Raw genomic sequence first — 13,187 nt, 5'->3', positions numbered from 1 at the left:
TGGAGACGTTCGTAAAATGAAAGGAAACTTTCAGCGAATTTGGAATAAAAACAGAAATTGAAGCCTGGTTTTTAGTAAGATGTCTAATTTAAATTCATATATTTATAGCCGTCAAATTAATGTAAGATATATGCGGAGACTAAAACTATATTATTTGTTTTTCCACAGTACGTTGAAAATAAACGTTCCGCTGTCTATATTAGGTGCACTTATTGTATCAAAAGCTGACTGGAGCTTGTTTTGGGAAGCTTTTCCTTATCTATTGGGTGGCTGGGGAATTGTTGCCAGTTTGCTTTATAAGGAGTTTCTTGAAAAGGAAGCCTACTTTTTCTATTATAATTCCGGAATTCTGAAACGGAACTTGATTGTCTTTGTGTTTGCTGTATATTGGTCTGTACTTTGGATTGTAAAATTATGCATCACTTGCTTGAAATAGATAGTATTATTAAGAATTTCGGTACCAGGCAACTGCTGACTGATGTTTACCTGAAAATAAATACAGGTGATGTTATTGGATTGTTCGGCAGGAACGGTACAGGAAAATCCGTGTTGATGCAAATAATCTTCGGAACAATGAAAGCAGACCGGAAATTTATCCGGTTGGATGAATGTAAGGTCCTTTCGGCTCCTTACCAACATGCAAGGACAATAGCCTTCCTGCCGCAACAAGGCTACTTGCCCAAGCATGAAAAGATAAATAAATTGGTAGACTGTTACCTGGATGCTAATGTCGTTCCCTATTTTTATGAGGATGATGAAGTTGCCCAGTCGTGTATGGAACGGCGTGTCTCCCAACTTTCCGGAGGTGAACGGAGATATTTGGAAGCTAAGTTGCTTTTGCTGGGCAATGCTAAATTTGTCCTGTTGGATGAGCCTTTCGATTATTTATCCTTTCATTTGGTAGATAAACTGATCGGGTTAATAAAAAAACATTCGGAAGAGAAAGGGATAGTGATTGCTGATCATAATTACGAAAAAGTCTTAGAGGTTGTCAATCGACTTGTCTTGATTCGGGAGGGAGTATTGATGGAACTAACTGATAAGCGGGGATTGGTGGAGCAGGGGTATCTTTTAGATGAAAGTTACTTATGAATCCTGCTCCTATATTTATTTTTGCAAGTCATTTCGGGTTATTTTCCCTGATTCGAACCGTTTGAGATACTTCCGTGCTGATACCTATCATTCCCGTACCTCCATGTACATTACTGGGATATCTGAGAGGTTCGTTAATTGTTTCGTCATAAACGTCGGAATCGACTAGATTGAGTGCTTTCAGATAGTAATATTCTGTTTCCGTGATACTCAACAAACGGATGATGACATCCATTCCTTCATAATATCCGTTGTAATTGTTGTTGTATGGGATGGCGGGATCGTTGTAGACCGTCATTGTATAGGAGGTATCTCTAAATCGCGAATCATCAAAGACACCATAAATGTTTTTAGCTGTGTCGAACAGTCCGTTGTCTTCGTCATCTCCTGTGGAAGGTTGACCGTCTGTCAGTACTATGTCTTCGCGTCCGATAAATGAATAAGTGATATGCTTTGTCCAGTGAAGGTAATCTTCTCCTCCTTCTTCGTGGTTGTATCCCCATAGTCGCATTTGTTTATCTACTACAATGCGGTAGAAGTTTGCCTCGTTCGGGCGGTCTTTAAAAGTTATTTTGTAGCGCATGTAGTCTTGAGTATGTCCGTTTTGTATTAGCGGGACGGTGAGCGTGTCGATGTTTTCTATTTTATCAAGGCGTTGCGGAACGGTGACTTCTGCCCAGGCATGATATTTGCCGTCATCGGTCATGGCATCAATACGCACTACTTCTCCCGAAGCAAATTTGCCTGTGATGTTGAACCGGCATTGCTTGTCATACTCAGTTTCCATCGGGAGTGGGCGCAAGGTCTCTCTTAACTCTCCGTTGACGTGAACCTCTACAGTGGCATTTTCAATGTGGTTGGCATAGTCTTTTCCCGTCAGGTTAAGGAATAAGACATTTGTCAGACTGTCAGCGTTAATGAATGCATTCATTACCAATTTAGGAGGATTATCCTTTATATTAAAAGGGAGTTCATTTTCACAAGATACTGTCACCAGTATTATAACTAGCAGGATAAGCGGATGATATATATAAGTTTTCATGTTAACTTAGAATTTGTAAGTGTAAGTAAAAGATGGAATGCAGGGGAGCAGGGTATATTTTTTGATCACACTTTTTCCATCGTCATTATGAGAGCGAAATACCCATGCCGGATTCATGGAGTTGTATGCATTATAAAGACTGATGTTCCAGATACGCATTCCGTGCTTGGTCTTTTTATTGAAATTAATCCCTATGTTCAACCGGTGGCTCGCAGGCAGCCGGTAATTATTGCGATGTTCTATGTAATTGGCCTCTCCAACATTAGGGGAATTGTTATAAATAGGATTGTAGTAGTTATCGAATCCCAGAATAAAGCCATTGTTTGCTCCATTACCAGGACGGATGATGGTTGTTTTTTCTTCGGGAATAGTACTGGTTCCTCCTGTGTAAAACACCCACGAGGCACCGATGTCAATACGTTCGCTGAATTTATGGTTGAGAGTCAGATTAATAATATGGCGCCGATCATATTTGTATGGAAATCGCTCTCCATTGTTGATAGCACCTTTAGCAAATTTGCGGTCGCTTTTGGATAAGGTATAAGACAACCAGCCTGTTGTCTTCCCGAGCGTTTTTTGAGCCATAAATTCAATTCCCATCGAACGTCCTTTCCCCATTTCAACTTTGCTTTCCCATCCGGTGGAAGAACCGAAAAAACTGACTCCGTCTTTATATTCCAGCACATTGTACATGTCTTTGTAATAGCCTTCTACTGAGAACTCCCAACCTTTGATACCTGTATAATATCCCCCCAATGAATACTGGTGGGATCGCATCGGTTTGATTTTTTTTGTGACAGGCACCCATAAATCAGTAGGCATAGCGATGGGCATGGACGAAAGCAGATGTACATATTGACTCATCTTTGTATAAGATGCCTTGAGAATTACGTCTTTACTTAGTTGATAACGTGTTGAGACACGCGGCTGCAAGGAGAAATAACTTTGTTTTTGTACTTGAAACAGAGAAAAGTGTAATCCAAGATTAAGCCGTAGACGAGTACCGATTTTTAGGTTATCTTCTGCATAAGCCGATACTTCATGTGCATAAATCCGGCTGTTGTTCATGCTGTGGTAAGTAGTGTCGCGAAATGCCTCAGAGTCTACCTTGTCTGATATTTTGGAGGTCATCACTTCCGGACGAAAACGGTGATAGATATATCCTGCTCCAAATTTAATATGGTGCATAGGAGATGGGTTGTAATCAAAATCTATCTGATAATTCCAGTCATTGATACCTGAACGATAGTCTGAAGAGTATCGGTTGATGAAGGTTGTGTTATTGGTGAGTGAATATTGATTATTCGAATATGCACTTACATTGAATAGGTAGTTGTTGTAGGAAACTGTCGTGTTGCTAAACAGGCGATTATTGAAAATGTAGTTCCATCTGGCGGAAATGATTGTGTTTCCCCAGTTCATTTTACTTCCGTCCTTGAAATCGCTATTATCATCATATTGGGTAGCGAAGTGATCTTTCCCGTTATAAGCACTCAGATATAAACGGCTCCGGTCGGAAAACTTGTGATTGATCTTTGCATTGATATCATAAAAGTAATAGTTGTATTTCTCATCATCGGGCATGAATGGTTTGGCTATTAAATCAATATACGAACGTCTGGCGGATATGTTGAATGATGTTTTGTCTTTCACAATCGGTCCTTCCAAATTTATTTTGCTGGTTAGCAAGCCGATACTGAGTGTCCCATGATATTTTTTCATATCCCCGTCATTGGTGCGTACGTCAATGACGGAAGAAAGGCGTCCGCCGAAGCGTGCAGGAAAGGAACTTTTAAATAAAGTGACCTTTTTGATAGCTTCAGGAGTAAAGACGGAAAAGAAGCCGAACATATGGTCTACGTTATATACCGGAGTTCCGTCAAGTAAGATCAGATTTTGGTCGGGACTGCCACCACGTATATATAATCCAGCCGATCCGTCTACTCCTGCCTGTACTCCGGGCATTAACTGAATGGCTTTCATTACATCTGATTCTCCTAATATACTTGGAGTATTCTTGATTTGCACCATTGGAATCTCGACAGCTCCCATCTGTGTGGCAACTGTCCCTGCTTCTGCTTTATCTGAAACGACCACTACTTCTTCTAATTGTGCGTTTCCTTTCATACGAATATTCAGCAGAGTATCTTGAGCAAGGGTGAAATGATGTGTTTCTGTGGTATATCCCAAATAAGAGAAACGTAATTCCGTTTCTCCTTCGGGCAGAGTGATACTATAAAAGCCGTAAGGATTGGTAGTAGTGCCTTGATATTGATGACTCTCAATGATATTAGTACCAATCAACGTCTCGGACGACGTCCCGTCGGTAACATATCCGCTGATAGTAAACTTGCGGCTTACCGGCTTTTGCACCCTTTTCTTTTGCAGGAGAATGTATCTCTCAGAGAACTTGTAACTGATCGGTTCATCCTTGAATACGAGATCCAGTATCTCATGCAAAGGCATATCTTTCACTTTCAGATTGATTTTATGGCTGATGCTGATTTCTTCACTGTAGATAAAAGAATATCCTGTAGAGTTTTCGATTAACTTGACGAACTCCTTCAATGTAGCATTTCGCAATGTGATTGTGAGTCGGGCATTTGCATTCTGTGCGTATGCCTGTGCGGTGATAAGGATCACCATACCTATCAGAACGAGCGTTCTGATAGGTAGGTGTCCTTGGTGAATAGTTCTCATTTAGTCTAGTTTTTAGTAATAGTAATCTGTTGAGTGTTTCGTGAATAGTTGAAATAACCGGCATTATGCAGTACAGATAAAATCGCATCCAAGTCTTCTCCATTACGGAATCGCGCTGTGATCCGATAATTTCGCAAGGTTGAGTCGGCAATGTGAATGGTTGTTCCGAACGAGTTGGAAAGTTCGCGGGCAATCTCCTGCAACGGCAGATCATCGAATATGAACTCCCCGTGGCGCCATGAAATTTCATCTCCGGCATTCTCCAGTACCTTGCGAGTAAGCTTTTGTTCCACCTTATTATATATAGCCGCCTCATTCGGTTTCAGCACCATGCGTACTGAGTTGTTTTTATTGCTGACTGCAACCGACCCTGTTAATAAAGTCGTCTTTACATCCGGATTATCGGGATAGGCGTCCACATTGAAGTGAGTGCCCAATACTTGAACGTCAATCGTTTCTGTCTGCACTATAAACGGATGCTTTGGGTCTTTACTTACTTCAAAATAGGCTTCTCCGCTCAACTCCACTTCCCGGTTATCCGATTTGAACCGTTCCGGATAGGAAAGGGAAGAATAATGGTTTAGCGTGACGGAAGTGCCGTCGGGCAGATGGACGGTACGTGTTTCTGCCAAAGTGCTAACAGTCTGTATGGTTGCCGGCTGCATGTACAGATAAGCTGTCCATACCGATAGACAGAGTAAAACTACTGCTGCCGCTGCCGCAAATGTGCGTGTCAGATACAACCGGCGGTTGCGGAAATTCAGCTTTTTCTCCAGTTGCGGATAACTGGATGCTGCTGAAAAACGTCCTCTCGGTGAGCGGGTGGAAGCGATGAGCTTGTTCAGTATGTCTTCTAATTCTCTATCGGTATATTTCATATCTTTTTCTATTTAGCTTTCTTTCTAATTCCGTTTCAGCAGAATCGTCAGCTTGCTTACACTGCCTTCTTTCCACTGGGGAGTACAGGATAAGGTAATGTTCTGCTGTTTCAGTACCATCTTTTTGGGATATAACTTAATGGTGGTCGTTGCCGATTTCTGTCCCGCCTTGATGGTGACTTTGGTTTCTGTTAGTTTCATAATCGGTGCCTGTCCCGCCGGCAAAGCAGGAGTGGCAAGTAACACTGTCCTGTCTTCTTTGGATTTGTCGGTGGCAATAATTTTAATCTGCAACTCACTCTCGGATTGATTCTTGTCACATTCTACTGTTCGGGTAGATTTTTCAAATCCTACATAATCCTTAGGATAATTGTCATTGTCGTTGTTGCAGGAAAATAGGCTCAGGCATGCTGTTAAAAGGACAAAGAGTCCAACGTTTGCGTCATTAAACTTTTTCATCATTCAATCTTTTTTAGTGATTAATCGGTTTATTTGCTGATAAAGACCGGAGATTGACAGAAACTCCCTACGCCTTTTGTGCAAATAAAAGTTAATATAAAAAAGAAGTGCTGAACGGTTCGGGTGATCTCCGGTTATCCGCTGGACGAAATCATCTCTTTCAGTCGGGAGACAGCTTTCTGTAGCTGGGCATCAACTGTCTTTATGCTGATATCCAATTCTTCTGCTACTTGGGCATAACTTTGTTTTTCTTCACGGATACGGATGAATATTTCCCGGCAACGTTCCGGAAGCCGGTCGAGTGCTTTCACATAGATTGCAAACAGTTCTTCACTGATTAATGACTCTTCCGGAGAATAACTTTGTTCCTGTGGCTCCGGCAGGGAATCGGAATGAATGGTGGTGTACTTCGACTCTTTTTCCAGATAATTGAGAGAAGCGTTCTTGACCAGAATAAAGCAATAGTCCTCGATGTTTTTCACATCAAGAAGAGTGTCGCGCTGCTTCCAGAGTTTGAGGAAGATGTCGAGTACGATTTCCTGCGACCATTCTTCCTGTTTCACATAATAGTAGGCTATGCGGAAGAGTCGGTCGTAAGTCATGTTATAGAAGTCGCGGAAGGCTGTTTGCGAGTCCAGTTCCTTCATTTGCCGTAATAACTTCCTTACTTCTGATTCGGTCATCGGCTGATCGTTTAGTTTTTTAATTAACCCAAAGCAAGTCGCTCATAATGCTGTCGGAGATGAAAATTCCTTCCCGTGTCAGGCGTAAAGCCCCCTCGTGGATTTCCAGTTTCCCATTTTCCAGATAGGGGGCAGACATTTTCCGGCAATATTCCCACAGTTCATTACCGAACTCTTGTTTTAGTTTTTCTATAGGTGTTCCCCATACGGTGCGTATGGTGGTAATGATAAATTCGTTGTAACGGGTCGTTTGGTCCAGGTTTTCTGTCTCAAAGTCGCGCTGGTTTCCTTCTATACCTTTTATATATAGGTCGATGGAAGATACGTTCCATTCGCGTGTCGTTCCATTGAATGAATGTGCGGACGGTCCGCAGCCCAAATATGGTATTCCCCTCCAGTACGAAGTATTGTGACGGGAGTATTTGTCGGGGCGGCAGAAATTGGATATTTCATAATGCTCGTATCCTGCATTCTGCAAATGTTCGATCAGCAATGTAAAGAACTGCAGACTGGAATCTTCGTCTACTTCCTCTATCTGATGTTGCTTCAACATATTATATATAGGTGTATCTTCTTCGTAAGTCAAATGGTAAGCAGAAATATGCTCTACATCCAGGCGGATAGCTTGCCGGAGGTCGTTTACCCACCGTTCCTTTGTTTCGCCGGGCAGTCCGTAAATCAGATCAATGCTGATATTCTGAAATCCCGCTTCCCTGCATCTGCGGACAGCTTCGACGGCTGTTTGGGAGCTATGGCGGCGTTTCAGTAATTGGAGTGTCGTATCATCAAAAGTCTGTATCCCCATGCTGATACGGTTGAAAGGGAGCGAGGATAACATCTTCAGATATTCCTGGGACAGATCGTCCGGATTGGCTTCCAGAGTGATCTCCCGGCAGTGTTCCATTCCGTAATTTTCCCGTATCGTTTCAAAGATGTGTTTAAAATCAGCTTCCTCCAGTTGAGAGGGAGTTCCTCCTCCGAAATAAATGGTTTCTACAGGTTCGCCTTTCAGATATTCTTTCCGCATTTCCAGTTCACGGCAGAGGGTATGCACATAATGCGTCTTTAATTCGCTGCGGGTAGTCGAATAAAAGTCGCAATAGATGCAACGTGTCTTACAGAAGGGAATATGAAGGTAAATACCTGCCATAGTAGATGTTTAGCTTGTTACCAATTGATTATAGCCTGCAAATTTAAACCTTTTTTCTGAGCAATTGATACAATTAACGGGAATTAGGTATAAGTCTGGCCTGTCTGCTACCCATAAAACGGACCTTATGTTACATAACATTGTTTAGTAACACTGTCATAAATATTGCTTTTCCCCCAATAAATCCCTAATTTGCGCATCACTAAATTAATGGTATGCGAGAAACATACTGAGTAATTACTAAAATCTTATATATTATGAAAGTATATCAGACTAATGAAATTAAGAACATTGCCTTGTTGGGAAGTTCTGGCTCTGGGAAAACCACTCTCGTGGAAGCGATGCTTTTCGAGAGTGGTGTTATAAAACGTCGCGGATCTGTTGCCGCAAAAAACACAGTTAGCGATTATTTCCCTGTTGAACAAGAGTATGGTTACTCCGTTTTCTCTACCGTTCTCCACGTAGAATGGAACAATAAAAAGCTTAATATTATAGACTGTCCGGGTTCGGACGACTTCGTTGGCAGTACGGTAACTGCACTTAATGTGACCGACACAGCAATTATTCTTCTCAATGGCCAATACGGCGTCGAAGTCGGTACACAAAATCACTTCCGATACACTGAAAAATTGAATAAGCCAGTTATTTTTCTAGTCAACCAGCTTGATAATGAAAAATGCGACTATGATAATATCCTCGAACAACTGAAAGAAGCGTATGGATCTAAGGTGGTTCCCATCCAGTATCCTATTGCTACCGGTCCGGGCTTTAATGCCTTGATTGACGTATTGTTGATGAAAAAATATTCGTGGAAACCCGAAGGCGGTGCTCCTGTGATTGAAGATATTCCGGCAGAAGAAATGGATAAGGCTATGGAAATGCATAAAGCATTGGTAGAAGCTGCTGCCGAAAATGACGAAGGACTGATGGAGAAATTTTTTGAACAAGATTCTCTGACAGAAGATGAAATGCGTGAAGGTATCCGTAAGGGATTGATCGCCAGAGGTATGTTCCCAGTATTCTGTGTTTGCGGTGGTAAGGACATGGGCGTTCGCCGTCTGATGGAATTCCTTGGCAACGTAGTTCCTTTCGTGTCTGAAATGCCGAAAGTGGAAAACACAGATGGTAAGGAAGTAGCTCCGGACGTAAACGGTCCCGAATCTTTGTATTTCTTCAAAACGAGTGTCGAGCCGCATATCGGTGAAGTATCTTACTTTAAAGTAATGAGCGGCAAGGTTCGTGAAGGTGATGACTTGCTGAATGCCGACCGTGGTTCGAAAGAACGTATCGCTCAGATTTATGTCGTAGCTGGTGGTAACCGTGTGAAAGTGGAAGAACTTCAGGCGGGTGATATCGGTGCTGCCGTAAAACTGAAAGATGTGAAGACAGGCAATACACTCAACGGTAAAGACTGCGATTATAAATTCAACTTTATCAAATATCCGAATTCTAAATATTCCCGTGCTATTAAACCGGTGAACGAAGCGGACGTGGAAAAGATGATGACCATCCTGAACCGTATGCGTGAAGAAGATCCGACATGGGTGATCGAGCAATCGAAAGAATTGAAGCAAACGCTGGTACACGGACAGGGAGAATTCCATCTGCGTACGTTGAAGTGGCGTCTGGAAAATAATGAAAAACTTCAGGTTAAATTTGAGGAACCGAAGATTCCGTATCGTGAAACGATTACGAAGGCTGCCCGTGCCGATTATCGTCATAAGAAACAATCCGGTGGTGCTGGTCAGTTCGGTGAAGTTCACCTGATCGTTGAACCTTATAAAGAAGGTATGCCTGTGCCCGATACTTACAAATTCAATGGACAGGAATTTAAGATTACCGTGAGAGGTACTGAAGAAATTCCATTGGAATGGGGCGGTAAACTGGTATTTATTAACAGTATCGTAGGTGGTTCTATCGATGCCCGTTTCTTGCCTGCTATTATGAAAGGTATCATGTCACGCCTGGAACAAGGCCCGTTGACAGGTTCGTATGCCCGTGACGTACGTGTAATCGTATATGATGGTAAGATGCACCCGGTAGACTCAAATGAAATCTCCTTTATGCTTGCCGGACGTAACGCATTCAGTGAAGCCTTCAAGAATGCCGGTCCGAAGATTTTGGAACCGATTTATGATGTGGAAGTATTTGTTCCGTCCGACAGAATGGGTGATGTGATGGGAGATCTTCAAGGACGCCGTGCCATGATTATGGGTATGAGCAGCGAAAAAGGTTTCGAGAAACTTGTTGCTAAAGTACCTTTGAAGGAAATGTCTTCATATTCGACAGCACTTAGCTCACTTACCGGCGGACGTGCTTCATTTATCATGAAGTTTGCTAGTTATGAACTTGTTCCGACAGATGTTCAGGATAAGTTGATTAAGGATTTTGAAGCTAAACAAACAGAGGAATAAACAATAATTCTCTCAAAACTGTTAAAACCGTTGTCTTTTTTAAGTAAAAGACAGCGGTTTTTGTTTAACTATGATTAATAAAGATGGAAAATCGCAAGGAAAAGATTTAATTTTTTATTAAATTTGCAAACCAAAGGAGGAGTTATATTGTTGTAGTAATCAGAATACAACCTAAATAGCTCTTTACGGTTAATTTCCGGGAACTTCCGGTTAAATCAAGTTAATGTGTTAGGAGTGTTAATTAGGGAGTGTTAATTTTGTTGCTATGAAGAAGTCAACAATTTGGATATTAAGTATTGTAATGGGGCTTTCTTTCCTTAGTCTGTTGTATTTGCAGGTCAGTTATATAGAGGAAATGATGAAAACCCGGAAGGAGCAATTTGATTCGGCTGTGCGCAACAGTCTGGATCAGGTTTCCAAGGATGTAGAATATGCAGAAACTATGCGCTGGTTGGTTGAGGATATTTCGGATGCTGAAAGAAAAGCGCTGACTGAAAACAATACTTCATTAGGGCAGAATAATGTAGTTCGGGGGACACAGCGATTTCAAGTGAAGTCACGGGATGGCAAGATTATTTCTGACTTTGAATTGAGGGTGATGAAGATCAAACCGTCTGAACTTCCTAAAGCGATGGTACGTGGACGAAACACGATTCCTCAGACTTCTAATTCGATGTTGGAAGCTATCAAGAATCGCTATATGTATCAGCGGGCACTGTTGGATGAAGTAGTGTTGGACATGATTAGACGTGCGAGTGACAAGTCGATTGGTGATAGAGTACGGTTCAGGGACCTTGACGATTATCTGAAATCGAACTTATATAATAATGGTATAGACTTGCCTTATCATTTTGCAGTGATTGACAAGGATGGACGTGAAGTATACCGTTGTGCAGATTATGAAGCAAAAGGAAGTGAAGAATCCTATCAGCAGGCATTGTTTAAAAACGACCCCCCTGCAAAGATGAGTATTCTGAAAGTGCATTTCCCGGGAAAGAAGGACTATATTTTTGATTCGATCAGTTTCATGATTCCGTCACTGATATTTACGTTGGTGTTGTTGGTGACATTCATCTTTACGATTTATATCGTATTCCGTCAGAAGAAGTTGACGGAAATGAAGAATGACTTTGTCAATAACATGACGCATGAGTTCAAGACGCCGATATCAACTATCTCGCTGGCAGCACAGATGTTGAAGGACCCCGCGGTAGCAAAATCACCGCAAATGTTCCAGCATATATCGGGAGTCATAAATGATGAGACCAAGCGCTTGCGCTTTCAAGTGGAAAAGGTGCTGCAGATGTCAATGTTCGACCGGCAGAAGGCAACACTGAAGATGAAGGAGATTGATGCGAATGAACTGATTTCGGGAGTGATCAATACCTTTGCACTGAAAGTGGAACGATATAATGGTAAGATAACATCGAACCTTGAGGCAGCCGATCCTGTTATATTTGCAGATGAAATGCATCTTACCAATGTGATCTTCAATCTGATGGATAATGCGGTGAAATATAAGAAAGCGGAAGAGGATCTGGAACTGAAAGTGAAAACGTGGAATGAATCGGGTAAACTGATGATTTCGATACAGGATAACGGTATCGGTATCAAAAAGGAAAACCTGAAAAAGATATTTGAAAAGTTCTATCGTGTGCATACGGGTAATCTGCACGATGTGAAGGGCTTTGGACTGGGACTGGCTTATGTGAAGAAAATTATTACCGATCATAAGGGAACCATTAGAGCAGAAAGCGACCTGAACGTAGGAACTAAATTTATTATTGCATTACCTTTATTAAAAAATAATTGATATGGACGAGAAACTGCGTATTTTATTATGCGAGGATGACGAAAATCTTGGCATGCTTTTAAGAGAATATTTACAGGCAAAAGGTTATTCTGCTGAGTTATATCCTGATGGAGAAGCCGGTTATAAGGCTTTCTTGAAGAATAAATATGACTTGTGCGTGTTTGACGTTATGATGCCTAAAAAGGATGGCTTTACGTTGGCACAGGATGTCCGTGCTGCGAATGCTGAGATACCTATCATCTTCCTGACTGCAAAAACGCTGAAAGAAGATATCCTGGAAGGATTTAAGATTGGTGCAGATGATTATATCACGAAACCATTCAGTATGGAAGAGTTGACTTTCAGAATTGAAGCTATCTTGAGACGTGTTCGTGGAAAGAAGAACAAAGAAAGCAATATCTACAAGATCGGTAAGTTTACTTTCGATACTCAGAAACAAATTCTGGCTACAGAAGGCAAGCAGACGAAGCTGACTACCAAAGAATCTGAACTTCTCGGACTGCTTTGTGCGCACGCTAATGAAATTCTGCAACGTGACTTTGCTCTGAAGACTATCTGGATTGATGATAACTACTTCAATGCCCGTAGTATGGATGTGTATATTACGAAGTTGCGTAAGCACCTGAAAGAAGATGATTCTATCGAGATTATCAATATTCACGGAAAAGGCTATAAGCTGATCACACCGGAAGTTGAATCTTAATGAGCACTCCGATAACCACAAATAAAAAATCCCGGAAACATTCGTTCCCGGGATTTTTTATTGATTTCTAATAAATTAATCAGCGATCTTCTTATTAATGACAATATAAGAAATGAGTCCCAGTACTACGAGGAATACTGAACTGCCCAAAACCGCGTTGTTGTTTACATTGCCGGTAAAGGAACAAGCCAACAGGATGACCACTCCGATCAAGATTAATATCAATCCCAAATTCTTTAATAAGCCTTTCATG

11 protein-coding genes are annotated in these 13,187 nt (G+C 41.6%); 4 read left to right on the top strand and 7 right to left on the bottom strand.

Annotated elements, in window-relative coordinates:
- Nucleotides 1-414 precede the first annotated feature (414 nt).
- A complete protein-coding gene (locus tag BT_RS11005) occupies nucleotides 415-1,092 on the top strand; it encodes an ATP-binding cassette domain-containing protein (protein WP_008763958.1) in 678 nt (225 codons plus the stop codon).
- A 28-nt stretch (nucleotides 1,093-1,120) separates the two neighbouring features.
- On the opposite strand, the gene BT_RS11000 is transcribed toward BT_RS11005, so the two are convergent.
- The 6 genes from BT_RS11000 to hemW form a co-directional block, all read right to left on the bottom strand.
- Nucleotides 1,121-2,134, bottom strand: coding sequence for a DUF4249 domain-containing protein (locus BT_RS11000; protein ID WP_008763957.1), 1,014 nt, complete (start codon nucleotides 2,132-2,134; stop codon nucleotides 1,121-1,123).
- 6 nt (nucleotides 2,135-2,140) lie between these two features.
- Nucleotides 2,141-4,834 carry a TonB-dependent receptor gene (locus BT_RS10995; RefSeq protein ID WP_008763956.1) on the bottom strand — a complete coding sequence of 898 codons (2,694 nt, stop codon included), beginning with the start codon at nucleotides 4,832-4,834 and terminating at the stop codon, nucleotides 2,141-2,143.
- A 5-nt stretch (nucleotides 4,835-4,839) separates the two neighbouring features.
- Nucleotides 4,840-5,712, bottom strand: coding sequence for a FecR family protein (locus BT_RS10990; RefSeq protein WP_008763955.1), 873 nt, complete (start codon nucleotides 5,710-5,712; stop codon nucleotides 4,840-4,842).
- 24 nt (nucleotides 5,713-5,736) lie between these two features.
- The gene (locus BT_RS10985) at nucleotides 5,737-6,171 is read right to left on the bottom strand and encodes a hypothetical protein (RefSeq protein WP_008763954.1); all 435 of its coding nucleotides are present in this window, start codon (nucleotides 6,169-6,171) and stop codon (nucleotides 5,737-5,739) included.
- A gap of 134 nt (nucleotides 6,172-6,305) precedes the next feature.
- Entirely contained in the window at nucleotides 6,306-6,854 is a 549-nt protein-coding gene (locus BT_RS10980) for an RNA polymerase sigma-70 factor (RefSeq protein WP_008763953.1), read from the bottom strand.
- Between the two features lie 19 nt (nucleotides 6,855-6,873).
- Nucleotides 6,874-8,004: a radical SAM family heme chaperone HemW gene (hemW, locus tag BT_RS10975; RefSeq protein ID WP_008763952.1), complete on the bottom strand. Its 1,131-nt coding sequence runs from the start codon at nucleotides 8,002-8,004 to the stop codon at nucleotides 6,874-6,876.
- A 257-nt stretch (nucleotides 8,005-8,261) separates the two neighbouring features.
- Here hemW and BT_RS10970 point away from each other — a divergent pair, with 257 nt between their 5' ends.
- The 3 genes from BT_RS10970 to BT_RS10960 all read left to right on the top strand — a co-directional run bounded on the left by BT_RS10970 (nucleotide 8,262) and on the right by BT_RS10960 (nucleotide 12,934).
- On the top strand, nucleotides 8,262-10,418 hold the full coding sequence (locus BT_RS10970; protein WP_008763951.1) for an elongation factor G: 2,157 nt from the start codon (nucleotides 8,262-8,264) through the stop codon (nucleotides 10,416-10,418).
- A gap of 265 nt (nucleotides 10,419-10,683) precedes the next feature.
- Nucleotides 10,684-12,231, top strand: coding sequence for a sensor histidine kinase (locus BT_RS10965; RefSeq protein ID WP_008759736.1), 1,548 nt, complete (start codon nucleotides 10,684-10,686; stop codon nucleotides 12,229-12,231).
- Between the two features lies 1 nt (nucleotide 12,232).
- Nucleotides 12,233-12,934, top strand: a complete 702-nt coding sequence (locus tag BT_RS10960) for a response regulator transcription factor (protein WP_005678712.1) — start codon at nucleotides 12,233-12,235, stop codon at nucleotides 12,932-12,934.
- Between the two features lie 75 nt (nucleotides 12,935-13,009).
- Here BT_RS10960 and BT_RS24380 read toward each other — a convergent pair whose 3' ends face one another.
- Nucleotides 13,010-13,186: a hypothetical protein gene (locus tag BT_RS24380; RefSeq protein WP_008759737.1), complete on the bottom strand. Its 177-nt coding sequence runs from the start codon at nucleotides 13,184-13,186 to the stop codon at nucleotides 13,010-13,012.
- Nucleotide 13,187: the final 1 nt, after the last annotated feature.

This window comes from Bacteroides thetaiotaomicron VPI-5482, from assembly GCF_000011065.1.
Lineage (GTDB): Bacteria > Bacteroidota > Bacteroidia > Bacteroidales > Bacteroidaceae > Bacteroides > Bacteroides thetaiotaomicron.
This window is presented reverse-complemented; position numbering and strand designations above follow the sequence as displayed.

What these genes read in the sequence shown, in the direction of transcription:
- BT_RS11005 (WP_008763958.1), top strand. Translation starts at nt 415, where the DNA reads ATGCATCACTTGCTTGAAATAGATAGTATTATTAAGAATTTCGGTACC.
- BT_RS11000 (WP_008763957.1), bottom strand. Translation starts at nt 2,134, where the DNA reads ATGAAAACTTATATATATCATCCGCTTATCCTGCTAGTTATAATACTG.
- BT_RS10995 (WP_008763956.1), bottom strand. Translation starts at nt 4,834, where the DNA reads ATGAGAACTATTCACCAAGGACACCTACCTATCAGAACGCTCGTTCTG.
- BT_RS10990 (WP_008763955.1), bottom strand. Translation starts at nt 5,712, where the DNA reads ATGAAATATACCGATAGAGAATTAGAAGACATACTGAACAAGCTCATC.
- BT_RS10985 (WP_008763954.1), bottom strand. Translation starts at nt 6,171, where the DNA reads ATGAAAAAGTTTAATGACGCAAACGTTGGACTCTTTGTCCTTTTAACA.
- BT_RS10980 (WP_008763953.1), bottom strand. Translation starts at nt 6,854, where the DNA reads ATGACCGAATCAGAAGTAAGGAAGTTATTACGGCAAATGAAGGAACTG.
- hemW (WP_008763952.1), bottom strand. Translation starts at nt 8,004, where the DNA reads ATGGCAGGTATTTACCTTCATATTCCCTTCTGTAAGACACGTTGCATC.
- BT_RS10970 (WP_008763951.1), top strand. Translation starts at nt 8,262, where the DNA reads ATGAAAGTATATCAGACTAATGAAATTAAGAACATTGCCTTGTTGGGA.
- BT_RS10965 (WP_008759736.1), top strand. Translation starts at nt 10,684, where the DNA reads ATGAAGAAGTCAACAATTTGGATATTAAGTATTGTAATGGGGCTTTCT.
- BT_RS10960 (WP_005678712.1), top strand. Translation starts at nt 12,233, where the DNA reads ATGGACGAGAAACTGCGTATTTTATTATGCGAGGATGACGAAAATCTT.
- BT_RS24380 (WP_008759737.1), bottom strand. Translation starts at nt 13,186, where the DNA reads ATGAAAGGCTTATTAAAGAATTTGGGATTGATATTAATCTTGATCGGA.